The sequence below is a fragment of the uncultured Algimonas sp. genome, from assembly GCF_947498175.1.
Classification (GTDB): domain Bacteria; phylum Pseudomonadota; class Alphaproteobacteria; order Caulobacterales; family Maricaulaceae; genus Litorimonas.
Map to the genome: position 1 here is coordinate 1 of NZ_CANMJB010000003.1, position 25996 is coordinate 25996.

General features: G+C 65.4%; 27 protein-coding genes and 1 tRNA gene. 18 read left to right on the forward strand and 10 right to left on the reverse strand.

Features of this window, described 5'->3' with window-relative positions:
• Nucleotides 1–334: 334 nt before the first annotated feature.
• On the reverse strand, nucleotides 335–964 hold the full coding sequence (locus Q0718_RS04800) for a ribonuclease H-like domain-containing protein (RefSeq protein ID WP_298914292.1): 630 nt from the start codon (nucleotides 962–964) through the stop codon (nucleotides 335–337).
• Between the two features lie 68 nt (nucleotides 965–1032).
• Here Q0718_RS04800 and Q0718_RS04805 point away from each other — a divergent pair, with 68 nt between their 5' ends.
• Nucleotides 1033–2109: a methylated-DNA--[protein]-cysteine S-methyltransferase gene (locus Q0718_RS04805; protein WP_298914295.1), complete on the forward strand. Its 1077-nt coding sequence runs from the start codon at nucleotides 1033–1035 to the stop codon at nucleotides 2107–2109.
• Between the two features lie 52 nt (nucleotides 2110–2161).
• Nucleotides 2162–2530: a hypothetical protein gene (locus Q0718_RS04810; protein ID WP_298914299.1), complete on the forward strand. Its 369-nt coding sequence runs from the start codon at nucleotides 2162–2164 to the stop codon at nucleotides 2528–2530.
• A 6-nt stretch (nucleotides 2531–2536) separates the two neighbouring features.
• Here Q0718_RS04810 and Q0718_RS04815 read toward each other — a convergent pair whose 3' ends face one another.
• Both Q0718_RS04815 and Q0718_RS04820 read right to left on the reverse strand, forming a co-directional pair.
• On the reverse strand, nucleotides 2537–2806 hold the full coding sequence (locus tag Q0718_RS04815; protein ID WP_298914301.1) for a hypothetical protein: 270 nt from the start codon (nucleotides 2804–2806) through the stop codon (nucleotides 2537–2539).
• Nucleotides 2803–3387: a TlpA disulfide reductase family protein gene (locus Q0718_RS04820; protein WP_298914304.1), complete on the reverse strand. Its 585-nt coding sequence runs from the start codon at nucleotides 3385–3387 to the stop codon at nucleotides 2803–2805. The genes Q0718_RS04815 and Q0718_RS04820 overlap by 4 nt, the downstream gene beginning before the upstream one ends.
• Between Q0718_RS04820 and argH the strand changes: the two genes are divergently transcribed.
• Entirely contained in the window at nucleotides 3386–4795 is a 1410-nt protein-coding gene (gene argH, locus Q0718_RS04825) for an argininosuccinate lyase (RefSeq protein ID WP_298914307.1), read from the forward strand. The two genes, Q0718_RS04820 and argH, sit on opposite strands and share 2 nt — an antisense overlap.
• Nucleotides 4796–4836: 41 nt before the next feature.
• Here the strand turns inward: argH and Q0718_RS04830 are convergent, their stop codons facing one another.
• On the reverse strand, nucleotides 4837–5331 hold the full coding sequence (locus tag Q0718_RS04830) for a hypothetical protein (RefSeq protein ID WP_298914309.1): 495 nt from the start codon (nucleotides 5329–5331) through the stop codon (nucleotides 4837–4839).
• 116 nt (nucleotides 5332–5447) lie between these two features.
• On the opposite strand from Q0718_RS04830, the gene Q0718_RS04835 reads away from it, so the two are divergent.
• The 12 genes from Q0718_RS04835 to Q0718_RS04890 all read left to right on the forward strand — a co-directional run bounded on the left by Q0718_RS04835 (nucleotide 5448) and on the right by Q0718_RS04890 (nucleotide 17429).
• Nucleotides 5448–7778, forward strand: a complete 2331-nt coding sequence (locus Q0718_RS04835) for a TonB-dependent receptor (RefSeq protein ID WP_298914312.1) — start codon at nucleotides 5448–5450, stop codon at nucleotides 7776–7778.
• Complete coding sequence (locus Q0718_RS04840; RefSeq protein ID WP_298914314.1) at nucleotides 7775–8119, forward strand: DUF3325 family protein; 345 nt, start codon at nucleotides 7775–7777, stop codon at nucleotides 8117–8119. The genes Q0718_RS04835 and Q0718_RS04840 overlap by 4 nt, the downstream gene beginning before the upstream one ends.
• Nucleotides 8116–8370: a hypothetical protein gene (locus Q0718_RS04845; protein WP_298914316.1), complete on the forward strand. Its 255-nt coding sequence runs from the start codon at nucleotides 8116–8118 to the stop codon at nucleotides 8368–8370. Before Q0718_RS04840 ends, Q0718_RS04845 begins: the two co-directional genes overlap by 4 nt.
• A gap of 2 nt (nucleotides 8371–8372) precedes the next feature.
• Nucleotides 8373–9950, forward strand: a complete 1578-nt coding sequence (locus Q0718_RS04850) for a PepSY-associated TM helix domain-containing protein (protein ID WP_298914318.1) — start codon at nucleotides 8373–8375, stop codon at nucleotides 9948–9950.
• A 130-nt stretch (nucleotides 9951–10080) separates the two neighbouring features.
• The gene (locus Q0718_RS04855; RefSeq protein WP_298914321.1) at nucleotides 10081–10434 is read left to right on the forward strand and encodes a hypothetical protein; all 354 of its coding nucleotides are present in this window, start codon (nucleotides 10081–10083) and stop codon (nucleotides 10432–10434) included.
• Between the two features lie 108 nt (nucleotides 10435–10542).
• On the forward strand, nucleotides 10543–12717 hold the full coding sequence (locus tag Q0718_RS04860; protein ID WP_298914324.1) for a TonB-dependent receptor: 2175 nt from the start codon (nucleotides 10543–10545) through the stop codon (nucleotides 12715–12717).
• A gap of 10 nt (nucleotides 12718–12727) precedes the next feature.
• Nucleotides 12728–13456, forward strand: coding sequence for an ABC transporter ATP-binding protein (locus tag Q0718_RS04865; protein WP_298914327.1), 729 nt, complete (start codon nucleotides 12728–12730; stop codon nucleotides 13454–13456).
• Complete coding sequence (locus Q0718_RS04870; RefSeq protein ID WP_298914330.1) at nucleotides 13453–14889, forward strand: DUF3526 domain-containing protein; 1437 nt, start codon at nucleotides 13453–13455, stop codon at nucleotides 14887–14889. The genes Q0718_RS04865 and Q0718_RS04870 overlap by 4 nt, the downstream gene beginning before the upstream one ends.
• Nucleotides 14886–16130: a DUF3526 domain-containing protein gene (locus Q0718_RS04875; RefSeq protein ID WP_298914333.1), complete on the forward strand. Its 1245-nt coding sequence runs from the start codon at nucleotides 14886–14888 to the stop codon at nucleotides 16128–16130. The genes Q0718_RS04870 and Q0718_RS04875 overlap by 4 nt, the downstream gene beginning before the upstream one ends.
• Before the next feature lie 62 nt (nucleotides 16131–16192).
• Nucleotides 16193–16579 (forward strand): Fur family transcriptional regulator, encoded by a 387-nt coding sequence (locus tag Q0718_RS04880; RefSeq protein ID WP_298915496.1) that lies wholly within the window; start codon nucleotides 16193–16195, stop codon nucleotides 16577–16579.
• A gap of 27 nt (nucleotides 16580–16606) precedes the next feature.
• The gene (locus tag Q0718_RS04885) at nucleotides 16607–16987 is read left to right on the forward strand and encodes a MerC domain-containing protein (protein WP_298914336.1); all 381 of its coding nucleotides are present in this window, start codon (nucleotides 16607–16609) and stop codon (nucleotides 16985–16987) included.
• 151 nt (nucleotides 16988–17138) lie between these two features.
• Complete coding sequence (locus tag Q0718_RS04890) at nucleotides 17139–17429, forward strand: hypothetical protein (protein ID WP_298914339.1); 291 nt, start codon at nucleotides 17139–17141, stop codon at nucleotides 17427–17429.
• On the opposite strand, the gene Q0718_RS04895 is transcribed toward Q0718_RS04890, so the two are convergent.
• From Q0718_RS04895 to Q0718_RS04920, 6 genes are all read right to left on the reverse strand, one after another.
• Nucleotides 17388–18605 (reverse strand): ABC transporter permease, encoded by a 1218-nt coding sequence (locus tag Q0718_RS04895; RefSeq protein ID WP_366523831.1) that lies wholly within the window; start codon nucleotides 18603–18605, stop codon nucleotides 17388–17390. The genes Q0718_RS04890 and Q0718_RS04895 overlap by 42 nt on opposite strands.
• Nucleotides 18606–18655: 50 nt before the next feature.
• Nucleotides 18656–19357, reverse strand: coding sequence for an ABC transporter ATP-binding protein (locus tag Q0718_RS04900; RefSeq protein WP_298914345.1), 702 nt, complete (start codon nucleotides 19355–19357; stop codon nucleotides 18656–18658).
• Nucleotides 19358–19362: 5 nt separating this feature from the next.
• A complete protein-coding gene (locus Q0718_RS04905; protein ID WP_298914348.1) occupies nucleotides 19363–20121 on the reverse strand; it encodes a DUF3299 domain-containing protein in 759 nt (252 codons plus the stop codon).
• Nucleotides 20122–20124: 3 nt separating this feature from the next.
• Nucleotides 20125–20799 carry a DUF2796 domain-containing protein gene (locus Q0718_RS04910; protein WP_298914351.1) on the reverse strand — a complete coding sequence of 225 codons (675 nt, stop codon included), beginning with the start codon at nucleotides 20797–20799 and terminating at the stop codon, nucleotides 20125–20127.
• Between the two features lie 198 nt (nucleotides 20800–20997).
• Nucleotides 20998–21083, reverse strand: a tRNA-Leu gene (locus Q0718_RS04915).
• A 57-nt stretch (nucleotides 21084–21140) separates the two neighbouring features.
• A complete protein-coding gene (locus tag Q0718_RS04920; protein ID WP_298914354.1) occupies nucleotides 21141–22595 on the reverse strand; it encodes an MATE family efflux transporter in 1455 nt (484 codons plus the stop codon).
• 203 nt (nucleotides 22596–22798) lie between these two features.
• Here Q0718_RS04920 and Q0718_RS04925 point away from each other — a divergent pair, with 203 nt between their 5' ends.
• Genes Q0718_RS04925 through Q0718_RS04935 form a run of 3 tightly spaced genes read left to right on the forward strand, consistent with a single transcriptional unit; the run spans nucleotide 22799 to nucleotide 25808 of the window.
• Nucleotides 22799–24160 carry a ferritin-like protein gene (locus Q0718_RS04925; protein ID WP_298914357.1) on the forward strand — a complete coding sequence of 454 codons (1362 nt, stop codon included), beginning with the start codon at nucleotides 22799–22801 and terminating at the stop codon, nucleotides 24158–24160.
• Entirely contained in the window at nucleotides 24157–24870 is a 714-nt protein-coding gene (locus tag Q0718_RS04930) for a CDGSH iron-sulfur domain-containing protein (RefSeq protein WP_298914360.1), read from the forward strand. Before Q0718_RS04925 ends, Q0718_RS04930 begins: the two co-directional genes overlap by 4 nt.
• Nucleotides 24870–25808 (forward strand): metallophosphoesterase, encoded by a 939-nt coding sequence (locus Q0718_RS04935; protein WP_298914362.1) that lies wholly within the window; start codon nucleotides 24870–24872, stop codon nucleotides 25806–25808. Before Q0718_RS04930 ends, Q0718_RS04935 begins: the two co-directional genes overlap by 1 nt.
• The last annotated feature ends 188 nt before the right edge of the window (nucleotides 25809–25996 follow it).

Sequence of the window (25996 nt, forward strand, 5' to 3'; positions counted from 1 at the left end):
GGGCCCGCGCCTCGTGTCACCCGACACGAACCAGGACGCGACACACACCCCGCCGGGGCCCCGATGCCCGGTCGCACGATGAAACATGCATTATGATCAATCAGCCCCTTGACCCCGGATAGGGATGCCCTCGCGCGGTCCCGTGGGGTCCATTGCCCGACCCTTGCAGCCAGACGAGACGGCAGGAGAGGAAGCCCGGGTCGGGTCCGGGATGAAGCGTGAGAAGAAGTCCGTCCGATGCACTCATGCACGGAGACTATGGCGAAGGGATTGGTGAGGTGTTGAAGGCGGGGGCCAAGTCGGTGTTCTCGGCTCAGGGGTTTTCCCGATCCGATCAATCCGCGCGGCGCATGCGGTGGCTGAAGATGTCGACGTCGTTCCAGCCCATCAGGTCGAGGCGGCAGCGCGTGTTGAGGAAGTCGAAGCAGCTCTGCGCCACGTCGAGGCGGCCTTCACGGATCAGGCGCGCGGTCAGGATGGTGCGCAGGCGGTGCAGGTGCAGCACGTCGGACGCCGCATAGTCGAGCTGTGCGTCGGTGAGTTCGTCGGCCGCCCAGTCGCTGCTCTGCTGCTGTTTGGACAGGTCGACGCCGAGCAGTTCGCGGCAGATGTCCTTCAGCCCGTGCCGGTCCGTATAGGTCCGCACCAGACCGGACGCGATCTTGGTGCAGAAGATGTTCTGCGTGTCCACGCCCAGATCGCGCTGCATGATGGCGACGTCGAAGCGCGCGAAGTGGAAGATCTTGGTGACGTCCTCGTTCTGGATGAGCGCCTTCAGGTTCGGCGCGTCGTAGCGGTCGCGGTCCATCTGGACGATATGGGCGTCGCCGTCCCCGGCCGAGAGCTGCACCAGGCAGAGCTTGTCGCGCACGAGGGAGAGGCCTTGGGTTTCCGTGTCGATGGCGACGGCGCGGCCGAAGTCGAGGCCGTCCGGCAGGTCGTGCTTGTGCAGATGGTTGGTCATCCGCGCGGCCTAATGGCTCGGGCGCGCAACAACAATGCCCGATTTTCGGCGCCACGGTGTTCGCGGCCATGTTAGACGCCCTCATGCGCATGCCGACCGACCGCGATATCTACGAGGCGTTCCTGACCCGGACCGCTTTGGCCCATGAGGGTCCCGGCGCGATCATCGGCGTGCGCACGACGGGCGTGTTCTGCCGTCCGGGCTGCCCGGCGCGGGCGCCGAAATTCGGGAATTGCGAATTTTTCGACAGCGCAGAAGCCGCGCTGCGGGCGGGCTACCGCGCCTGCAAACGCTGCCATCCGGCGGGCGAGGACCACAGGCTGGTGCGCGCCCTGATCCAGATGGTCGAAGACAGCGCGGACGGACGCGTGACGGAAAAGGCCATGCGCCAAGCCGGGATCGATCCGTCCACCGCGCGTCGCCGCTTCAAGGCCCGTCTGGGCATGAGCGTGGCCGATTACGGACGCCTGCGGCGCTTGGGCTTGGCGGCGCAGGCGATGGAACGGGGCGCCAGCGTGATCGATGCGCAGCTCGACGCCGGGTTCGAGAGCGCGTCGGGCTTCCGTGCGGCGTTCGCCAAGACGTTCGGCGTCGCGCCGTCCAGGGGGCGGCCCGATCCGCTCTTCGTGGACTGGCTGGAGACGCAGGAGGGCCGGATGATCGTCGTGGCGGACGACCGCGCGCTCTATCTCGTCGAATTCGTGGACCGGGTCCGCCTGCCGCGCCAGTTCGAGCGGCTGCGCCGCATTCATGGCCGTGCCGTCGTGCCGGGAACGACGCAGGTGACGGACACGATCCGGCGGGAGATGGCCGAATATTTCTCTGGCGCGCGCCGCGATTTCTCCGTCGCGATCGAAACCGCCGGGACCGCATTCCAGTCGGACGTGTGGGAGGCGCTGCGCACCATTCCCTACGGCGAAACGTGGAGCTATGCCGATCTGGCGCGGCGCGTCGGCAATGACCGCGCCGTGCGCGCGGTCGCGTCCGCCAACGGTGCCAACGGGCTTGCCATCGTCATTCCGTGCCACCGCGTGATCGGCTCCGACGGCGGGCTGGGCGGCTATGCGGGCGGGGTGGACCGCAAGGCGCGCCTGTTGGCGCTGGAAGCGGGGACGTCGATTCCCCCCACGGGCGAAGCGGTTTGAAATCAGGGCCGTGCTGCGCCATGATGGCCACCAGATGTTCTGGAGGTCCGTCATGAAAACCCTTTTGATCGCCGCTCTCGGCGCGACCTTGGTTCCGCTTTCCGCGTCCGCCCATTGCCTGCCGTCCTCGGCCGGATCGGCCAGCGTGTCCTGCGAACAGGGCGTGCGGGTCGTGCGGCAGTCGCCGGGCGCGCTGCCGCGCCTTGACCTTGCGGTCGGCCAGCAGGCGGCCTTGGAACGACAGCGCCTGGCGGCCCGGCACGCCCTGGCGACGCGGCAGGCGCGGTTGCAGGCGCAAAGGCTCTGGATCGAACGCGAACGGGTGCGCAACCAGGGCTATCTCTACCGCGATGCGAACAGCCCGTTGCGCGCTCGTCGCGGCCGGACGAGCGGTTCGATCGTGGTGGTGCCCGGACGCTAGTCGCCCCTAGCGTGTCGGCGCATGGAAATCCGGCGGCTTCTTCGCCAGCCAGCGAATGAATTTGGCGATTTCGGGAAAGCCCTTCAGCGCTTCGATCGTGCCGAGCCCGGCCAGTTCGCCATTGGTGAAGACGCGGTGGATCTTGCGGTGGCAGATCGGATGGATATCCACCACGGCCCGCCCGCCCTTGCTCTTGGGCACGACGTGATGGCGCTCCCGCTTGCGGCCCAGCGGCCGGTCGCACAGCGCGCATATCGCAGGGTCGACCCCGCTCACCGGCCCGTCAGATGGTCGATCAGGGCCAGCGCTTCCTCGCTCGCCCAGTCGGCTTCGCCCGGCAGGCGCGCCAGTTCGCGGCCATGTTCGTCATAGATGACCGAGGTCGGCAGCCCCGGCAGTTCCAGCTGTGCATTGATGGCGAAGCTGCCGTCATGGACCAGCGGCAAATCGGTCAGTCCGGTCCGGTCGTAGAAGTCGGCCGCCTCTTCCATCGTGCGGTCCAGGCTGACCGGGACGACGGCGAAGTCGTCCCCGCCGCGCAAGCGCTGCAATTCGTCCAGGCTGGGCATTTCGGCGACACAGGGCGGGCACCAGGTCGCCCAGGCGTTCACCAGCACGACCTTGCCGCGATAATCGGCCAGCATGATCTCGCCGTCCGGTGTCACGAAGGTCAGCCCCGGCTGGGTGGGCGGGGCGTCCAGCGACGTCAGCTTGCCGAGCGATCCGACGGCGAACCGGTCGAGCGCGCCTTCCGGTTGCTGGCAGGCCTTCACGCCGGCGAAGGCAAAGGTTAGGAGCCCGCCGAAGATCATCAGTTTGATGGCATTTGCCAAGGACAGGACGGAGTGCGACAGCATGGATGATGAAATAGGTGGCCAGCGCGCGAAAGGCCAGAGCATGTGGGGCGGTCGTTTCAGCGCACGACCGTCCGATCTCATGCAGGCGATCAATGCCTCGATCGGCTTCGACCAGCGCCTTGCCGCCGAAGACATTGCCGGATCCAAGGCGCACGCCACCATGCTGGCCGCGCAAGGCATCATTACGGCGTCCGACCGCGGCGCGATCCTGTCGGGGCTGGACGCCATTCTGTCCGAGATCGAGGCGGGCGAGTTTCCGTTCTCCGAAGAGCTGGAAGACATCCACCTGAATGTCGAAGCGCGGCTGAAGGCGCGGATCGGCGAAGCGGGCGGTCGCCTGCATACGGGCCGGTCGCGCAACGACCAGGTGGCGACGGATTTCCGCCTCTGGACCCGCAAGCATCTGGACTTGTTCGACGGCCTGCTGGGCGACCTGATGGCGGCGTTGCTGGATCAGGCGGAGGCGCACGCCGCCACCATCATGCCCGGTTTCACCCATTTGCAGAGCGCCCAGCCCGTCACCTTCGGCCATCACATGATGGCCTATCTGGAAATGTTCGCCCGGGACCGCGGCCGGATGCGCGATTGTCGCAAACGGCTGAACGAAAGTCCGCTCGGCGCGGCGGCGCTGGCGGGAACGCCCTACCCCATCGACCGCGACATGACGGCGGCCGCCTTGGGATTCGATGCGCCCATGGCCAATTCGCTCGATGCCGTGTCGGCGCGCGACTTCGCGCTAGAAGCGCTGGCAGCAGCGTCGATCTGCGCGACCCATCTGTCGCGCCTGGCCGAGGAGATGGTGATCTGGACCTCGGCCCAGTTCCGCTTCATCGCCCTGTCGGACGCGTTCACGACCGGCAGTTCGATCATGCCGCAGAAGCGCAATCCGGATGCGGCCGAGCTGGTCCGAGCCAAGGTCGGTCGCATATTGGGCAGTCTGACCGCGCTGATGGTCGTGATGAAGGGTCTGCCGCTGGCCTATTCCAAGGACATGCAGGAAGACAAGGAACCGGTGTTCGAAGCGTTCGACGCGCTGGAACTGGCCTTGCGCGCCATGGCCGGCATGGTGCGCGACATGGTGCCGGACGAGGCCCGGCTGGCCGAGGCGGCCGGGGCGGCGTTCTCCACCGCGACCGACTTGGCCGACTGGCTGGTGATGCATCTGGACATGCCGTTCCGCGACGCCCACCACGTCACGGGACGGATCGTCGCAATGGCCGAAGAGAAAGGCGTGACACTGGACGCGCTGGAAGTGTCCGACATGCAGAGTGTGGAGTCAGGCATTACGGACGACGTTGTCTCCGTGCTCAGCCCGTTGGCTTCGGCCACCAGCCGCACAAGCTATGGGGGCACCGCGCCGGACCGGGTCCGCGAACAGGTCGCGCGCTGGCGCGACATTTTAGAATGAGATCCGGCCCGGCCTGACACGCTGGACAAAGAACAAGGCGGTCACCAGGACCGGTCGGTCGCCTTGCCGGCCCGCCGTGACGCGGAGGTTTCCGGCACCGTCACCGGATAGGGCGATCGGACGGAAAGCCCGGCCCCGCCGAACAGGTCGCCATATGCATTGGCGAGCCCGCACAGGGCCGCCGTATCGTCGCACCCCAGCAGATGCCGCGACCGCGTGCGCGCCACGATCTCCCGGTCCGTTTGCGCGGCGGCGAAGAGGTCCAGAATCGCCGCTTCGTCATATGTGATCCAGTTGACGGTCGGATGGGCCAACGCGATCGTGCGCCGCCCTTTCGTGCCGAGAAGGCGCACGCAGGCCTGCAGAGCTTCGAGCGTGTCAGGTCCGGCGCCCATCAGTTGGTCGTCGTATGCCTTGACCAGACAGCGGCATCGGTCGCGCCCGGTCGCCTGCATCCGGAAGCCCCACACTGTCAGGCCTGCGCCCGAACCGAGATCTGAGAGCCAGCAATCCGGGACGAACCGTTTCTGTGACATTTTTCCGCCTCTCACATTTTCTGAAATCCCTTGCGGATTTATGTTGCGAATGGATTGCAGGAACAATAAAGGCAAGCCCAATCTTGCGAGCCTTTCGCAACTAAAGGGAAATCCACATGTCGTTCACTTCATGCAAGGGCCGGATTCGGTGCTTGTCGCTCGCGCCGCTGCCGGCATTGCTGCTGTCGGGCGCATCGGCGCTGGCCCAAGCGCCTGGGTCAGGCGATCTGGCAGTTCTGGACGAAGTCATCGTGACCGGCCAGAAGATCGAGCGCACTTTGCAGGAAACGAAGGAGTCCATAGCCGTGCTCGGCCCGGCCCAGCTGGACGATCTGGTGCTACTGGACCTCGAAGATGCCTTTGCCGCCACGGCGAACGTGTACAGTTTCAACGGCGACCAAAGTTTCGGTTTGCGCGGCATCACGCAGAGTTCCTTCGGTACGGGTGGCGGCGCCGGTGAACTGGCCCAGCTCTATATCGACGAGGTCGCCTATACGGGTCTGTCCAATCGGTTCGGCCCCAAGGATCTGTGGGATGTGGAGCGCATCGAGATCCTGCGCGGGCCGCAATCCACCAATGTCGGGCGCAATGCGCTGGCCGGAGCCGTCAAGGTCACGACCGCGCGGCCCCAGCTGGACGGGTTCAGCGCGGCCGTGCGCGGGCAGATCGGCAATGCCGAGACCTATTCGGCCGAAGGCATGGTCAACCTGCCGCTGACACGGAACCTCGCCTTGCGCGTCACGGCGGAGCATTTCGAATCGGACGGCTTCGTCACCAACGCGGTACGCAACGAAGACGATTATGACGACCAGAGCAACCAGACCTACCGCGCCAAGTTGCTGTGGGAGCCGACGGACGCCCTATCCGTCCTGCTGATGGGTCAATATGCCGACACGTCAGGCGGCGAAGACCTCTACCGCGCCGACCTGACCGGATCTGAAAGCCGCGAAAGCGTCGCTAATCTCGACTCCTTCGACGATTACGAAGCCTTGTCCGCTGCGCTGGACATCAGCTATGCCGTCGACGACCGCTGGACGCTGCGCTCCATCACGGCTTTCCTGGACGGCGACTATATTCGCCGTGACGATGACGATCTGGGTCCGGGTGGCGGCCAGGCGTTCCGGGGACGCATTCTCGACGACAGCAACATCACCCAGGATCTGCGGCTGAATTACGAGGGCGAGCGTCTGCGCGGCGTGGTCGGGGCCTATTTCGCCGACATCGACATCTACAACGATTCCGGCGGCCTGGTGAACATCGCGCCCGCCAATCTCGGCGTTCCGGAACTGATCCTGCCCTTCTATCCGGATAATTTCGCGATATCGCCCGGAAATCTCGCCGATACGCAGACGCGCAACTATGCGCTCTTCGCCGAAGCCGATTACGACCTGACCGACCGGCTGAGGCTGACGGCGGGATTACGCTACGACAATGAAGAACAGTCCTTGACGCAGAGCATCGACAACAGGCTGCTTGGCGGTGCGGCCCTGCCGGATCCGGCCAATGCCGCCGCCCGGGCCGAACAGCTGGCGCCGGGATCGGGTCCGCAGGTCTTCGCCTTCGTCACCGGGGTGAACGCCCGACTGTCGTCGCAACTGACACCGGTCACCTTTCCGGAGACCAGCCTGTCCTTCGATGCATTCCTGCCGCAACTCGGCCTGACTTACGATCTGTCGGACAGCACGACCATCGCCGGGTTCTACAAGCGCGGCTACCGCGCGGGCGGGGTCGAGGTGAACAGTTCGGGCGAGCAGGATTTCTACGATCCCGAATTCCTCGACAATTTCGAATTGGCGCTGCGCCATACGGGAGCAGGCGGGCGCCTGGTCCTGAACGCCAATGCCTATTACGGCATCTGGACCGACCAGCAGATCCGGGTGCCGCAGGACGGCAACATTTTCAATACGGACGTCCAGAATGCCGGTGAGTCCACCATCGCCGGAGTGGAGGTCGATGCGCGACTGCGCGCCAATGACCGCACCACTCTTTATGCCAGCGTCGGCTATGCGTTGACCCAGTTCGAGACCTTCTGCCTGACCGGTAGCGACACGGGCCAAGCCCTGCCGCGTTGCGAGGTCAACGGTGTGATCGGCGCGGATCTGCAAGGCAACGATTTCGCCATGTCGCCCGACATCACGGCGAGCCTGGGCGGGCGGTTCGACATCACCGATCGCCTTTATGTCAGCGGCAGCGCCAACTACCGCGACGGCTCCTTCTCCAACGTGGAAAATACGCGGATATTCGCCAATGAAGGCGTGATGCTGCTCAATCTGAAGGCCGGCTATGCGACCGACGATTTCGAGGTCGCCCTGTTCGGGCGCAACATCACGGATGAAAGCTACACGACGTTCCGCGGCGCGGGCATTGGCGGCCGCGGACAGGTGATCGAACGGGCGGGTTCGCCGACCGAATACGGCATTCTCCTCACGAAACGGTTCGGTGCGTGATCCAGCTTGCCGCATTCGGACTGGGCTATCTCGCCTGGAGCGGTGTCCACGCCGCCCATCCGCGCCGCTGGCCCGGACTGGCGCTCAACCGGACGCGGCGCGGGGCCGCATGGCTGCGCGGGGCCGGGGCCTTGCTGACGGCGACCGCCCTGATGCTCTGCATGCGGGCCTACGGGATCGAACGAGGCATCTTCGTCGGTTTCGCTGTGCTGACCCTGTCCGGCATGACGATGGTTTTCTTTGCCGGGATCCGGCCCGGTGCGCAAAAGTCGGCATTGATGGCGTCCTGCCTGCTCGTCGGCGCGGGATTGGTCGGCACGGCCCTGACGGGAGCATCGTGATGCGCCTGCTGAGCTGCCTGCTTCTGTCCACGCTCGCGACGATCTTTCTGTCGGCGGCGATCCTGCTGAAACTCCCGGGCCCGTTCGACCAGAAGGCGTTGTGGGTTTCGCTCGCCGTGCCACTGATCTGGCTAGGCTTCATGCTGCACGCCTATTGGGACGAACGGCGCTGGCGCACGGTGGCGGTGCCGTCGGGCGCAGCCGCGCTCGGCATTGCCCTCGTCCTCACATCCGCCGCGCCTCAGGTCTGACCATGCCTCTTGCTCGCGATCGCCATAAACGCCTTTACGGTCTGCATAGTTGGTCCGGCATCCTGTTCGCCTGGTTCCTCTTCGTGGTCTGCTGGTCCGGCACGGCGGCGGTGTTCGTCGAGGATATCGTCACCTTCGAAGACCCGACCCTGCGACACTCCGTGCCGGCAGACGCGACACCCGATATCGACGCCGATCTGCGCGCCGCCCATGCGGAGCTGTCGGCGCTGGGCCGGATCGACTATCTGATCGTTGATTTTCCGCGCGACCGCATGCCGTTCTACTGGATCCGCGGCGGTGCGGTCGTCGAAGGCGAGGGATTGCGGGAGATCGAACGCAAGTTCCATCCCGGAACGGGTGCGCCCCTGCCCGTGCGCGGCGACGGAGCGGCGCATTGGATCCTGGAATTCCACACCGATCTGATGCTGCCCAATCCGCTGGGGCGCACGCTGGTCGGGCTGGCCGGGATCGTGCTCGGCCTGGCGGCGATCACAGGTCTTTTCATTCATGGCAAGCTGATCCGCGAATTCTTCACCCTGCGTCTGATGCGCTCCCAGCGCCTGAAATGGCAGGACAGCCACAAGCTGCTGGGCGTGATCACCTTGCCCTTTTCGGCCATGATCGCCTTCACGGGGGCCTATCTCGGCATCATCGCCATCCTTGCGCCGATCATCGCCGTCATCGCCTTCAAGGGCGATACGGACGCGCTGGTCGAGGCAGTGGTCGGCGCCCCGCTCGAACCGGTTGGACAACAGGTCGCGATGATATCCCTGTCCGACATCCAAGCCATGCGCGTGCCCGGTCTGGAGGACGGTCCCTACCGCGTCATCGCCAATCATTACGGCGACGCGGCGGCGCGGTTCGACGTGCTGTTTTTCGAGACCGAAGATCTGGCGACCACCCAAATCCATCCCGTCGGCGGCGCGACGGGCGCGCCGGTCGATGCGCCGCGCCTGACCGATCCGGGTCCGGCCAACCGCATCGTCAATGCGCTCAGCCCACTGCACTTCGGCACTTATGGCGGCATGGCATTGAAATGGATCTACGGCGTGCTGGGACTCGGCCTGTGCATCATGACGGCGCTGGGAACGATGCTGTGGATCGAACGCAGGCGCTATGGCTCCGAAGGCACGAAGTCCGATCGGTTCTACGAGGCTTTGAGCCGGATGAACATCGGCATCTGTCTGGGCTTTCCGGCCGCGACCATCGGCCTGCTCGGATTCGACGCGCTCTATGCAGGCGCCGAAGCGGCGCGCACAGTCTGGACGGGCACGGCCTATTTCGGTCTCGTTCTGCTCACCGTCCTGTTCGCCCTGCTCCACACCGATGGGTATGCCGCCGTCCGCCGCGGCCTGTGGGGTCTGGCCGGACTGGCTGTCATATCGGTCACCGCCAACCTCGCCGTCCATGGCTGGCCGTCAGGACGGGGCGACGTGCAGTCCGTCATGGCCTGCCTCATCGGGCTCGCCGCGCTGACAGCTCTGAGTGCGCGGTGGCTCCCCCAAGGTCGCCCCACTATCCGCAAACGTGTCAGGAGGGTCGCAACGGACGAAACGGGCGGTCCGTCTCCGGCATTCTGACAGAACGGCGATGCGGTGCTGAAGGCGTTTGCAAACGGGCCGGAGTGTCGTTGATCCAGCATGTGCCGTATCGGACACTCGTTCTGAACACCGGGTTGTGAATGTTACAATATTGCGATAATGAGCGGTCATGAGATTGCTTCTCACATCCGCTCGCATGCCGATCCTTCGTGTCTTGTTGGTCGTTTTCATCGCGGCGCTTTTCCATGGCCAGGCCTTGTCTGCCGGCCATGTTCACGACGGTCCGGATCACGATCCGGCACATGAAGTCTGCGATGTCTGTCTCGTCGCGACAGCCGATGACGATGTCGTGGCGGCCTGTACCGGATCCGGTCCGGACGTCGGCTCTTTCGTTGCCGTCTCAGACCGCATCTTCCGCCCAGAAGTCCGGTCCGGGCACGGTACCGGCCTACCCGCCTCGGGCCAAGGCCCGCCGCGCGATCCCGGTCGCTGCCCGGACGACTCCCGCGCGCCGCCGCGCTAGTTCCCAGACCCAAATCCGGACGGCTCACGCCGGCTCGGAAAAAAAAGACCGCGACGCCCTGCGCCGCACGGCCTCATCCTCCACGACCGAAATCCGAAAGGGACCTTTGTGCGTCCGATCTCCTATACTGCCTTGCTGCTTGCGGGCACGAGCCTTCTGACTTTTCCCCTAGCCGTTTCGGCGCAGGTTCCGGGAGACGCCGTCCGGGACGAAGTCGTCGTCACCGGCCTGCGCCAAGCCTATCAGGGCGAGTTCGCGCCGTTGGAAATACCGCAGGTCAACCAGAGCATCGACGAGGAGCTCCTGCGAGACGTCGGCGCGGTGACGCTGGACGATGCGCTGGACCTGTCGGCATCCGTCGCACGGCAGAACAATTTCGGCGGGCTGTGGAACAGCTTCTCCATCCGGGGTTTCTCCGGCGACATCAACCTGCCAAGCGGATTCCTGGTCAACGGGTTCAATGCGGGCCGGGGCTTTGCCGGGCCGCGCGACATCGTCGGCATCGAATCCGTCGAAGTGCTCAAGGGACCGCGCTCCGCCCTCTATGGCCGCGGGGAACCCGGCGGCACCATCAATCTTGTGACCAAACGCCCGACCTTCGAAACGGGCGGCTATGTCGAGGGCACGATCGGCAGCTGGGATCAATACCGTTTCGAAGCCGATGCGCAGCATAGCGTCAGCGGCGAAGGCGGCGATCTGGGTTTCCGCTTCGTCGGGTTCTACGAAGATGCGGAAAGCTTCCGCAACGAAGTCGAGACCGAAAAGCTGGGTTTCTACCCGTCCCTGACCTTCGTATCACCGGACGCGGCGACGACGATCGGCTACGAGCTGGAGTACACCGAACAGACGCGCCCGCAGGATCGCGGCGTCATCTTCTCCGAGACGTTCGGTTTCTCCTCGCGCCGGCTTTTCACGGGGGAACCGGACGCGCTGATCGAGACCGAAGTGCTGGGTCACCGTTTCGAGGTTCAGCACGACTTCTCCGAGGATTGGGGGATCCTGCTGGGTGCGGGCTACCGGAAAACATCACTCTTCGGCGATGCCTACGAGACCAATTTTGGCAGTCGCCAACCCTATCTGGTCGACGGCCAGGCGATTTCGCGGTTTTTCCGGTCCCGCGACTACGAAACCGACTATTTCGTCATGCGCGGCGAAATCACGGGCGAGTTCGATACGGCCGGCCTCCGCCATCGTCTGATCGCGGGTATCGATTACGACAGGTTCGAAAACGATCAGGTCGCCACCCGATTCCGGCAAGCCAGCATCCGCGGTGCGGCGAGCCGCACGCTCGACCCGCAGACCTATCTGCTCCTCGATGTGTCCAACCCCGTTTATGGACGATATGCCCGGCCGGATGCCGCCCCGCAGATCGACCGGATCGAAACGTTGAGCGGCTTGGGTCTCTACGTCCAGGACCAGATCGATCTGACCGACAGGCTCCAATTGCGCATCGGCGGTCGTTTCGACGACTTCGACCAAGAACTGGACAATCGCAGGCGCTCGCCCACCGCGCGTAGCGAGTCGTCCAACAGCCATTTCTCGCCGCAGCTCGGGGCGGTCTATGCGGCGAGCGACGCCGTCAGCCTCTACGCATCCTACGGGGAGGGCATCCGGCAGCTGTCGGGCACGAACTTCGAAGGCACGTCGTTTGAGCCCAATCGCTCGAAGTCGGCGGAGATAGGGCTGAAGACCGATCTCGGACGGCTGTTCGGCCAGGTCCAGGGCTCCGCATCTCTGACATTGTTCCAGGTCGACCAGAGCAATATCCTGGTGTTCGATACGCGGCCCGAGGCGGCGGGTTCGGTGGTTCCGGCCGGCGAGGCCCGAAGCCGCGGCCTCGAATTCGACGCCAATGTCTCGTTCGAGCATGACCTGAGTCTCTGGCTGTCCTACGCCTATACGGACGGAGAGTACACCAATGCCGGAACCGACTCGTCGACCTTCACGGCGTTCGAGGCCGGAACGCCGCTCGTCAATTCGCCGGACCATCAGCTCAGCCTGCAACTGTCCAAGGGGTTCGAGCTGGGCGGCATGGCCATGGAACTGGGCGGCGGTGCGCTTTATGTCGGTGACCGTTCGGGCGAACTCGGCACCGATTTCACCCTGCCGGACTATCTGACGATGCGTGTGTTCGGCGAAATCGAACCGGTGGAGAACATCGCGTTTCGGGTGAGCGTCGATAATCTGTTCGACAAGACCTACTATACGGATTCCTTCGCCAACGTCTGGGTGCAGCCCGGAGCGCCGCGCCGCTTTCGAGTGACCGCCCGCTACAGCTTCTAGGAGAGCGCCCATGACAATAGCAGCCCCCGCCATTGTGGTGGACGACCTCCATGTCTCGCGCGCCGGCTCACCCGTTTTGCACGGCGTGTCGTTCGAAGTGCCGGCAGGCAGCGTCTATGCGCTGCTCGGCGGCAACGGGGCGGGCAAGTCCACGACGCTGCTCACGCTGTTGGGCTTCCTGCAACCCAGCGGGGGGTCGGCCCGCGTGCTGGAACATAACGTGGCCGCCGATACGGCGGCGGTTCGCCAGTCCGTCGCCTATCTTCCGGAAGCCGCAACGCTCTACCCGCATCTCAGCGCTTACGAAAACCTCGACTATTTCCTCGACCTCGCCGGAGCGGGGGTGGACCAGGGCGCCGTCGATGCGACCCTGGACCGCGTCGCCTTGCAGGCGGAGGCCCGCGGCCGCCGGATGGAAACCTATTCCAAGGGCATGCGCCAGAAGGTGGCCATCGCGCTCGCCCTGCTGCGCGACACGCCGGTGCTGCTGTTGGATGAGCCGACTTCCGGTCTCGACCCGGTCGCCATCGACGAATTCAACGCGCTCGTGCGCAGCCTGTCCGACGAAGGGCGCACCGTGCTGATGGTGACGCACGATGTCTACGGTGCCTGCCAGGTCGCGGACCGGATCGGCTTGCTCAGGCGCGGCCGCATGGTCGGGACGTTCGACGCGCCAGAGGGCGCGCGCATCGACACGGAAACGGTCCACTCGGCCTTCACCGGACGGTCTGCGGCATGAATGCCGCGATCCGCATCGCCCGGGAGGAATGGCGGCAATGGCGACGCTCCCGCCTGGCGGTGGCGGCCCTGACGATTTTTGGCGTTCTGTTGATCGTAACAAGCGTCCTCACGGCCGGCGACATGCTCGACGCCCGGCAAGACCGCCTGCACCAGCAGGCGCACGCTGAAGCGACCTTCCTCGACCAGCCCGCGCGTCATCCGCACCGCATGGTGCATTACGGTCACTATGTGTTTCGTGCGCCCGCCCCGCTGGCCGTGTTCGATCCGGGCGTGGACGCGGTCACGGGACAGTCCGTCTTTCTCGAAGGCCATCGTCAGAACGGGGCCATGTTCGCCGATGCGCGCGCGCAGGCACGGGCGGGCGGGTTCGGCGATCTGTCGCCCGCCGCGCTCTACCATCTCTTCCTGCCGCTGCTGCTGATCGCGATTGGCCACGCCGTCATATTGCGCGAACGCGAAGCCCGCACGCTCGGCCCGCTCCTGTCCCAAGGGGTGACGGGGCGGCAGCTCTATGCGGGCAAGTCGCTGGCGCTGCTGGCGATGATCGGTTTGCTCTCCGTCCCCGCCCTGATCGCCAGCCTGTCCGCGATCCCCATGGGCGAGCCGGTTTCGACGGCGCTGGGACTCTATGCCGGGCAGTTGCTCTATCTCTGCGTCTGGGGCGCATTGATCGTGCTTGTCTCCGCCATCGTGCGAAGCCGGGGGGTCGCGCTCGGCCTGCTATTGCTCGTCTGGTTCGTGACGGCGCTGATCATCCCGCGCATCGGCGTCACGGCGGTCGGGACGAGCCTGCCGGCGGACGGCAAGATCGTTTCCGACATGCGCATGAAGGAAGACATCCGCAAAGCGGGTGACGGCCATAACGCCGCCGATCCGGCCTTTGCGCAGCTGCGCGCCAACATGCTCGCCGAATACGGCGTGGACACGGTCGAAGAACTGCCCGTCAATTTTCGCGGCGTCGTCGCCTCGACCGCCGAAGCCCGGCTGACCGACACGCTCAACGATTATGCCGAACAGCGCATGGCGCGAGAGCGGGCGCAATCGGACGGCCTGTCCGCCTTCGGTTGGCTGTCGCCCTATATCGCCGTCGGCGCCGCGTCCCGCGCTCTGGCCGGAACGGACCTCGCCACGCATCACCGTTTCCTGCGCGAAGCGGAAGGCGTGCGTTTCGATTTCGTCCAGGGCCTCAACGCGGTCCATGCCGAACAGCTCGCCTATTCGGACGACATCAATCGCAGCAGCGATCCGCAAGCCGAGCGGCGGACGCGGGTCGATCCGAAGAACTGGAAAGTCCTGAGGGATTTCCGGTTTACGCCGGACACGGCGGACGTGCGCATCGCCCGGGCTGCCGACAGCCTGCTGGCGCTGACGGTCTGGTTGTTCGCCCTGATCGGTCTCGGTCTTTGGGCAGCGCGGAGGATGTCGCCATGATCCGCGAACTCCGTTTTCTCCTGCGCGACCGCGCCGCCATGCTGTGGATCGCGCTTGCCTTCATCCTTTCGGCGACGGCGGTGACGCTGGGCCTCGCGGAAGTGCGGCAACAGCAGGCCGAACTCGCCGAGATCGACCGGCTCGACCGAGCCGACCGCGCGCAGGTTCTGTCCGAACAATCCGACTGGGGCGGCGCGGCCTACTCCACCTTCCATCTGACGTCGGATCCGCCATCGGACTTCGCCTTCGCCGCGCTGGGCCAGCGTGACGTCAGCCCGTGGAAGCACCGCATCCGCATGCTCGCTCTCGAAGGACAGATCTACGAAACGGATGCGACCAATCCGGATTTCGCCCTGACAGGACGGTTCGACTTCGCCTTCGTCGCCGCCTTGATTGCGCCTCTGCTGCTCATCCTGTTGCTGTTCGACCTTCGGTCCGGCGAGCGGGCGGCCGGGCGGCTGGAACTGATCGAGGCGAGCGGTGCTGGCGCGAAGCGCGTCTGGCGGACGCGGACGATCCTGCGCGTCGGGGGGTTGGCGGTCGCCCTCATCCTGCCGCTCTGGATCGGTGGGGCCGTGGCGGGCACGTCGGTCTTCACATTGCTCGCCGCCGCACTGGCCGTGACCCTCTATCTCGCCTTCTGGGCCTGGCTTTCGCGCACGGCCGGGTCGGCAGCGCATACCGGGTCGGTCAATCTGACGATCCTGCTCGGCCTTTGGCTGCTGATTTGCGCCGTTATTCCTGCCATGCTGACACAGGCGATCGACGGGGCCGTTCCGCTGCCGGATGGCGGTGACATCGTCCTGACGCAGCGCGAGGCCGTCAACGATGCCTGGGACCTGCCCAAGGACGCCACCATGTCCGCTTTCCTGGACCGGCATCCCGAATGGGAAGCGCAGTCCGGGATCGACCGCCCGTTCGAATGGAAATGGTATTACGCGTTCCAGCAGGTCGGCGACCAGACGGTCGAACCGCTAAGCCGCGCCTATCGCGAAGGCCGGGCCGAACGCGACCGCCTCGTCGGTTTCGCCTCTCTCGTCTCGCCCGCGACCGCGCTGCAGCGCGGGCTGGAGCGGCTGGCGGAAACGGATGTCCGGGCTTCGCTCGCCTATGAAGCACGCGTGCGGGATTACCATGCCCGGCTGCGGGCCTGGCACTATCCGAACTTGTTCGAGGACCGTGACTTTTCGGTGAAAGACGCGGACGGCCTGCCCGCTTTCGACAGTGGAGATGCAACATAGGTCCGCCCTCGGATACTGCCGTCGACGCAGCGCGGCGTCTGGCCAAACGGTCGGGAACGCGCCTGACGCCGATCCGCGAACATATCTACCGCGCGCTAGTGGAATCGGGCCAACCGCTGGGCGCCTACGAACTGCTCGAAACCATGAAAGGCGTAGGGTCGCAGAAGCCGCCGACCGTCTACAGGACCCTCGATTGGCTGACGAAAATGGGCCTGGTCCGGCGCGTTGCCAGCCTGTCCAAATTCGTCGCCCGGCACGCTGGCGACGATTGTGACGACGTCGCCTATCTGCTCTGCCGCAATTGCGGACAGGCCCGGGTCGTCGACATCGCGCCGTTCGGCCAAGTCCTGAGCGAGACGGCGCAATCGTTGAATTTCAAGCAGGAAGACATCGTCATCGAAGTCACGGGACTTTGCGACCGCAAAGATTGCCGAGACCCTTTGAGTTAACAAGCCAGATCCATTCGGAGATCCATCATGAAATCGTCTGCCCTCACTGTCGACAAGATTGCCGTGACCTTGTCCGCCCTTTGCGTCGTGCATTGTCTGCTTCTGCCGATCCTGGCCACGACGCTGCCCCTGCTCGGACTGTGGGCGGAGAATGAATGGGTTCACAAGGCGTTCGTCCTCGCCGCATTGCCGCTATCTGCGGTCGCTTTCGTCAATCCGGTCCGGCTGCGCTTCGGATATGCGATGCGCGGCTTTGCGCTTCTGGGCGCGGCCCTGCTGGTCGCTGGCGCTTTCGCCGAAGCGCTACATGATTACGAAACCGTGCTGACCGTCGTCGGCGCATCGTGTCTCGCGGCCGCCCATCTGACGCGGATCCGGATGCGGTCCCATGTGCACCTACGCCGCTAGGTCCTCGCCGCTGGAGTGACCGAATTTTGACATTCCAGCCTATTCCGCCTATATGGGTTATGTGAAATATGTTCTGAGAACCTGTTTGATCCTTTGCGCCTGTGCCGTCGCCATGCCTGCGGCGGCCTGCGATATGCATGGTCCCAACGGGATGTTCTGGACGTCGAGCTCCAGCTGGATGAATTTCTCGCCGCGAAGCACTGCCGTGGACCCGGCATTCCATGACAATGTGACGGATCCGGAAATCAAGACATTCACCGCGCCCGAGCGCAAGAAGCCCAGCTTTTCCAACGCCGCCGACCGGGCGTCCCGCACGGCAATGGCGCTGCGTCTGATGCGATCCGGGCCTGACAATGCCGACCGGCCGGATGACGCCGTAACTGATGCCCCCGAGCTCGCCCTAGAAACGGACGCTCAACCCGTCCGCGAGGCTACGCCGTAACGCCAGAAGCGCCGGGATAAGCCCCAGGCAAGCCGCCACGCCCGTCACGACGGCGATCACCCCCAGATCGTAGAGACCCGGTACGCGGGCGATCCCGCCCATGTTGAACCGCGCTTCCAGAAGCGGGCGGAACAGGGCCAGTCCGCCATAGAGCAGGGCGATGCCGAGCCCGGCGCCGATCATGGCCAGCAATGACGCTTCGCTGACCAGCAGCGCAACGATATGGCGCCCCTTCGCCCCGACGGAGCGCAGGATCGCCATCTCCCGTCGCCGTTCGTTCAAGCTGGTCAGGATCGACGTCAGGATGCCGATCAGCCCGACCGCCACGACGAAACCCGCGATCGCCGCCAGGGCGCGTTCCACGACCGAAACGATGTTCCAGAGCTGGCTCAATGCCACGCCGGGAATGACCGCCTGCAACGGCTCGCTGGCGTAGCGGTTGAGGTCGCGCTGCAATCGCAGCGTCTGCACGCGCGACTTCGCCCCGACCAGGATCGCGGTGATCGATTCCGGCGTCAGCCGCATCTGCCGCAACCGTTCGGGCGTCGCCAACCGGCTCATCGGCGTCGGCGTGCCGTCCTGCCAGCCCATATGGATGGCTTCGATCGCGCCGAGGCTGACGTAAAGCGACCGGTCGACCGGCGTCCCTGTCGGCGCCAGCACGCCGGTCACGCGGAACGGCTTGTCGTCATGATTGACGAAGCTAGTCGCGCCGAGCCCGTGCGACAGGGTCAGGGTCGTGCCGACGCGGTAATCCAGTTCCCGCGCGACCTGCGCGCCCAGCACGACGTCGAACAGATCGTCGAACAGCACCCCGTCCGCCAACGCGATTTCCTGCGAACGGCCATAGCGGTAATGGGCGAAATAAGCGTCCGTCGTGCCGACCACGCGGTAGCCGCGGTGCGAGTCGCCGAGGCTGATCGGTACGGTCCAGCCGACATCCGGCCGGGCCGCGATTTCCTCATAGGTTGCCCAAGTGACGTTATTGGTCGGGTTGCCGATCTGGAAGACGGAATAGAGCACGAGATTGATCGGACTGGAGCGCGCGCCGACGATCAGGTCGGTCTCGGTGATGGTGCGCTCGAAGCTCGTCCGCGCACCTTGGCGAATGGATTCGACGGCCGCGAACAGCATGACGGCCGTCGCGATCGACAAGATCGTCAGCAAGGCCGTCATGCGCCGTGCCCAGAGCGAGCGCAGGGCCAGTCGGATGATGGTGAACCCGCTCACGCCGCCTGCGCCTTCTCTGGTCCGGTCAGTTCCGCCATGTCTACGGCCCGGTCGAAATGTCCGGCCAGGGTGGCGTCGTGGCTGACGAAAAGAAGGCTGGAACCGAAGCGCTTTCGCTGCGCATCGAGCAGGGTGATGAAACGGTCGCGATTGTCATGGTCCAAAGCCGAGGTCGGCTCGTCGGCGACGATCAGGTCAGGCCCGCCGATCAGGGCGCGCGCCACCGCGACCCGTTGCTGTTGCCCGACGCTGAGTTCGCTGACCGGCCGGTCGAGCTCCCGGTCCGTCAGGCCCAGCGCGGTCACGAGCTTGCGCGCGGCCGTGTCCGGGCTCATGTCCAGACGGCGTCTGCGGCGGGCGGAAAACCGGCAGGGCAGAGCGGCATTGCCGAGCACAGACAGATAGGGCAGCAGGTTGAACTGCTGGAAGATGATGCCGAGATGATCGACCCGCGCCGCATCGCGCTTGGCACCGGACAGGGTCGTGAGATCGGTTCCGCACAGCGATATCCGGCCCGAACGCGGCACGAGTATGCCGCCGATCAGGCCCAGCAGCGTGCTCTTGCCCGTGCCGGAGGCCCCGCGCAGGAACACGCTTTCACCCGGCGCGACGCAAAAGCGGTCGATATCGATCAGCGTGTCGCCCGGAGCGTAGCCGAAAGTGACGTCCTGCAACGACAGGACGGGCTCAGCACTCATGAGGTTCAGTATTCATAGGGCTCGAGCGAGGCCAACTTCAGCTCATAGGCGCTATTGGCCATGTCCGTGTCGAACCGGCCCGTCTTCATCTCGCCTTCCAGCCAGACGGGTTCGTAGATGTCAGGGATCTGGGCCGGCGGTTCGGCCGTGACGAAAACGATCTGATTGGGCGGCGGCGGCGGCGAATGCAGGCAGGCGCCGAAGTAAGGCACGAGCAGAAACTCGCGGTGCTCGGCATCGACGCTGAAATCCAGCGGCACGATATAGCCGGGCAGGCGCACTTGCATGCCGTCCAGATCATCGACCACGTTGAACGTGCCGATCTGCGTCATCGTGTCCAAGTCGCTGCCTTCGTCGATGGCTGTCAGGTCGAATTCCTCGGCCTCCTCCAGCATGGAGGATAGCGGCGCTTGGGTCGCGGCCATGCGCGCCTCGAGTTCGGCGAAGAAATCGGCATAGAGCTCGGCCAGCTTCTCCTCTTCGCCCGCCGGCATCAGGTCTTCCCACGCCAGGACGGTCGCGCCGTCCTCGGAGGCGACTGGTTCGTCTCCGGCGTCGTTCTCGGTCCCGGCATCGGTCCGGCTCGCCGGGCGTGTGGCGGTCGCTTCCGGGGACACGGTTTCGTCGGCGCGCTGCACGGCTTCCGAATTGGCCGTTTCGACGACACGCTCCAGCGGCGTGTCGTCCTCGACCACCGCGTCGCTCTCGGCGCAGGCCGCCAGCATGAGAAGGGCCGCGCCCGTCAGAAGGAGTCGTGTGTTCATGGCCTATCCGTCCAGGGCGATGCGCCGTTCGTCGCGCGTGACAGTCCGGCTCGTCTGTCGCGACGGGCCGAGATAGACAAGGTCCAATTCGGTCAGCTCCTCGAATGCGGCGAAGAGCTCCAATTCCAGCATGCCAAGCCGGTCCGGTCGTTCGCACACGAACTGATAGCTCAGCAATGCGTCGCGGTGGGCGTGTTCGTGATCGTGATCGTGATCGTGATCGGCCTCATCTTCATGATCATGATCCGTCGCGTCGTCATGGTGGTGACCATGGTCCGTGTCATGTTCGTGATCCGCATCATGCGTCTCGTCATGATCGTGATCGTGATCCGCATCATCATGGCCTGTTTGCGCGAACAGATCGACACGCTGTGCGGGCTGCGCCGTGCATCCGGCCTCCGCATCGAACCGGAACAGGGTTTCGGGTCGGGCCAATATCTCTTGGGCCTCACGGACGGCGGCGTGCTGCGCCTCGGTTTCGGGCGCATGTTCGAAGCCCAGCAGGTTATGGAGCGGCGTTTCGAGCTCGATGGCCAGGTTGCGGCCGTCCAGCGCCAGCGCCAGCGAGGCGAGTCCGTGAACATGGCTGTCGGCTTGCCGGATTTCGGGCTCGGACGGCTCGGCCGCTTGCGGATCGGGCCGGACTTCCGGCGCAGGCTCGGACGCCTCCGTCGCCACGGGATCGGTTTGTGAAGCATCCGCCGGAACCTCCCTTTCGGCGGCGTCCGAACAACCCGCCAACAAGAGAACCAACCCCGTCGCCGACAGGGCGCGCGCCCTCCCTTGCCAACGATCCATCCACCATAAATCCATATCCATGTTACGGAGTTACGACGCCGCAGCGTTCTGTGCAATACAGGGAGTCAGATTTCCGGATGGTGCGGGTGAGAGGACTTGAACCTCCACGCTCGATGAGCACCAGAACCTAAATCTGGCGTGTCTACCAATTCCACCACACCCGCACGGTGCGTCGGCGCGCGCGCTTAGTCCGAAGGGAGCGGAGCCGTCAACGGGGGGCGTCAGCTCTTTCGCGCGGTCATCGGCGCGCGGTTGAGCGCCCAGTAGCGCGCCGCCAGACCCGACAGCATGTTGGACACGGCGATGCCGACGAAGGCGCCGAACAGACCGTAGGTCCAGGCACCGATCGCGACGAGCGGGGCATAGAGAATGAGCGATCGGAGGAAGGTGAAGACGAAACCGTATTTCGGCCGCCCCAACGCGTTGAAGCCCGCCGCCGTGACGAAGACGAAGCCGTAGGCGAAGACCGTGACGGGCACGATGTAGAAATAGGGCACCGCCATCTCGATCAGGGCCGGGTCGTTGGAGAATAGCGACAGGAGCGGCCGGGCCGCCAAAGCCAGCACGACGGCCATCAACGTGCTCCAGATGAGGCAGATCTTGTAAGAGACGCCAAACGCTTCGCGCACCCGGTCGGTCCGTCCCGCGCCGCCGTTCTGGCCCGTGACGGACCCGATGCAGGCCGACAGGGCGTAGAGCAGCCCGACCGACAATAGTTCCAGCCGCGAGGCGAGGCTGAACGCGGCCAGCCCGACTTCGGAAGTCAGGCGCGTGACGGCCACAGTCGCGAAGAACGTGCCGACCGGCACGATGATGTTCGTGCCCATGGCCGGGACACCGACCGCCGCGATCGTCGCCCAGGCATGGCGCAACGTGGCGATCGTGATCCCTCTGAAATGCACCGCATCGCGCACGAAGCGCACCAGATAGAGCCCGTACAGGGCCGCGACGCCGTTGCCGATCACGGTGGCCAGAGCCGCGCCCGCCACCTCCATGCGCGGAAACGGCCCGATGCCGAAAATCAGGAACGGATCGATCGCCATGTTCAGAAGCGCGCCCAGGATCATGATCGAGGACGGCAGCAACGCTTCGCCGTGGGCGCGCAGCGTATTGTTGCACATGGACGCGACCGAAACGATCACCAGACCAGGCAGAGAGATCGCCAGATAGGACAGCGCGCCCGCGCGCACGTCTCCGCTCGCCCCCATCAGCCGCGTCACGCTCGGCACGGCGAGGATCATCAGCGTGACCAGCACGCTCATCACCAGCAACCCGAACAGGATCGCGGCCGCGCCGTGGCGCTGCGCACGATCGGTTTCGCCCTCGCCCAATGCGCGGCTGATCGCGCTCATCGTGCCGGCGCCGAGTCCGATATTGGCGCTGTTGCCGATGAAGGTCAGCGGGAAGGCGATCCCCAGCGCGGCCAGCGCGATGGTCCCGGCCTTGGGATTTTCCTCCCCGCCGAGATTGCCGAGGAAGAAACTGTCCACCAGTCCGGTGCTGATCAGGGCGATCACGGCCAGGCTGAACGGGCCGAGCATGCGCAATATGTGGCCCTGGATCGAGCCTTGGGTCAGGTCCACCCGGGCGCCTGATCGCTTGGCGGCAACGTCCGGACCTGCGCCCGCCGCCGGTTTCGTGCCGGTCGTCGCCTCTGTCGGTGTGGAAGAATTCACGCCCCGGCATGCACCGAAAGCGTATCCGGCGATAGCCATTCCGCGTGACAAAGCCGTGAGCGGCCTGGCGGCCGCAATCCGCTCCTGAGCCTGCCCCCGCAACCTGCAAGGGACAGGCGCGTTGTTATGGGCGGACACATTGCAGGAACGTTCCGGGGCAGGAACGTTCCGGGGACGGCCCGCGCGAAGACAAGGCGGCACGCATGGATCGACTCGACAAGAACGAACGCGGCAGAGACCGGTCCGGCACGGACGAAGAACACCCCGTAGAAGGCATCCCGGTCATGGGCGCGGGCCACATCACCTCGCGCGAACAGTTGATCGGCATGCTGGGCGAGGCCGCGGAAGTCGAACACACGCTGATGTGCACCTATCTCTATGCGGCCTTCTCGCTGAAGACGGAGGAAGCGGACGGGCTGACGGCGCGGCAGCTGGACGCCGTGCGGCGCTGGCGCGCCTCGATCATCCGCGTCGCGGTCGAGGAGATGAGCCACCTGGCCATCGTCGCCAACCTGTCGGTCGCGGTCGGGGGCCCGGCCCATTTCAACCGGCTGAACTTCCCCATCGCGCCGGGCCCTCTGCCCGCCGCCATGTGCGTGCGCCTGGCCCGGTTCACGCCGGACACGCTGCAGCATTTCATCTTCCTGGAACGTCCGCTCGACAGCGACGAGCCCGATGGGGAAGGTTTTGGCGGCGACCGCGACTATGAACGCGGTCCCCTGCCCGAAACGCAGCTCATGCCCGTGACCTATGATTACGAAACGGTCGGCGAGCTGTACGACACGATCGTGCGCAGTCTCGAGACGCTGCAGGAGCGCTACGGCGCCGGACATCTGTTCGTCGGCGACAAGTCGCGCCAGGTCGGCCCCGACATCACGCCTCTGCCCGGCTTGATGACGATCTGCAATCTCGATGATGCCAGACAGGCGGTCGAGATCATCAAGGAACAGGGGGAGGGCGCGGACCACCATACGGATAACAGCCATTTCGACCGCTTCTGCAAGATCCGCAGCGAATGGCGCGACCTGCTCGCCGACGATCCCGACTTCATCCCGGCACGTCCCGTCGCGGACAATCCCGTCATGCGGCGCCCGCCCACGCCCGACGGCAAGGTCTGGATCACCCATCACGACGCGGCGCAGGTGCTGGATCTGGCCAATGCGCTCTACGTGCAGCAGCTGCGCCTGCTGAGCCAGGCTTTCGGCCGTCCGGAAACGGGGCCGGGCGACCCGTACGAGAAGCGCGTCCTCGTCAATGCGGCGACCGACCTGATGCATGCCATGACCCCGGCGGCCGAAGCGCTGACCACGTATCCGGCCCATGACGGGGCGGACTGCCATGCGGGCATGAGCTTTGCCATGGTCCGGGGGTTGGCCCCGCTGCCGATGGGCACGGAATGGCAGGTGCTGAACTGCCGCTTCAACGAACTGGTCGAAGGCGGGGCGGCGATGCGCGGCCTGCATCCCAAGGTGGACCGCTCGCTCGACATGCTAGAGGGGGTCGCGCAGACGTTCGCGCGCCATGTCGCGATCATCTGCGGCGCAGATGCGGAGCGCGCGGCGTGAGCGGTCCCGATTACACCCCGGCCATCGAGCGCATCGTCGGCGAGGGCACGGAGCGCATCGAGGGCGAGGACGTCGTCCTGTGGTTCGACGGATCGCGCTGCATCCATGCCCGCTACTGCGTGACGGGCGCGCCGAAGACCTTCCTCGCCAATGTCGAGGGCGACTGGCTCTATCCCGACAAGACCGACGCCGAACATCTCGTCCACATCGCCAAGCAATGTCCGTCCGGCGCGATCCAGATCGAACGGCGCGACGACGGCCCCGACGAGGTGCCGCCGCAGGTCAATACGGCCCGCATCTATGAAAACGGCCCCTATGCCGTGAACGCCGAAATCATTCTGGACGGCCAGCCCGCCGGGACGCGGCGCGTGCTGTGCCGCTGCGGGCTCAGTTCCGAGAAGCCCTATTGCGACGGCTCGCATAAAGGCGACGCAGAGGGCGGCGTGGAGCCGTTCGCCGCATCCGGCGAACCGGTAACGCGCGACATGACCGCGCTGGACGTGCGCGGCGGACCGCTGCGCATCGATCCGCAAATGGACGGTCCGCTGATGGTGTCCGGCCCGCTGGAGATCCTCACGGGCACGGGCCGCGGCGTGGAACGGACGCAGACCTGCCGCCTGTGCCGCTGCGGGGCGAGCGCCAACAAACCCTTCTGCGATGGCAGTCATGCGCGCATCGGCTTCCGCACGGAGCCGCCGCAGCGATTCTGATGGCCCGTCATCCGACCCGGCATCTTACCGTCATCGGCGACATTCACGGCGAAGCGGACCTGCTTGATAGGCTGCTTGCGCGGATCGACGACGATTTCGGGTCAGATGACGATGGCCTGGATGACGACAGCCATGACGACGACAGCCGAGGCGACGAGCTCGTCTTCATCGGCGACCTGGTCGACCGGGGCCATGACAATCGCGGCGTTGTCGAAACCGTGCGCGCCTTGGTCAGGGCGGGCCGCGCGACCTGTCTGATGGGCAATCACGAACTGAACGCCGTGCTGTTCCACACGCGCGGACCGGACGGCGCCCCCCTGCGCGAGCATTCTGCCAAGACATTTGCACAGCACGCGGCCTTCCTGCGCGACTATCCGGTCGGCGCGCCGGAAACGGCCGATGTGATCGGCTGGTTCGCGCGCCTGCCGCTCTTTCACGAGACGCACGGCCTCCGCCTCGTCCATGCCGAATGGCACGCTGGCACGATCGACTATTTGCGCGGCATCTGCGACCGCGAAGGCCGCCTGCCGCCGGACTGGACGGACCGCTGGCCGCGCGACGCCGCCTTGCGCGCGGCGGTCGAACGCGTGACCAAGGGCACGCGCTTCCCCCTGCCGGAGGGCCGGACCTATACGGACAAGACCGGCTTTATCCGCGACACGGCGCGCCTGGCCTGGTGGGACGCGGCCGGGGCGTCCGACCTCGCCGCGCAGATCGCCGGGCCGTCCGACCGCAAGGCTTTGGGCGATGGCGTCCCACCCCTCGACACGGACGCCGCCTATCCGGCGGACGCGCCGACGGTCGTCTTCGGCCATTACGGCCTGGACGACGACACCCCCTACCGCGCCCCCAACGTCGTCTGCACCGACTTCACCCGCCGCGCCGGCGGACCGCTGACGGCATGGCGAACGGATGGGAGGTGGGTGCAGGTCAGATAAGATGGGCTCTTTAAATTTGCGTCCTGCATGCGCGTCTGAGACCGACGCAGCCGGTCGTCGCAAAGCTCGTCGGCCCGACGTTCGTCCCAAAGGACGATAAAGGGAACACTGCGCCGAAAGCTCAAACGGCCGTTCGCCCATCCAATATCCCCACAATCCTCATTCCGGGCTTGATCCGGGATCCATCT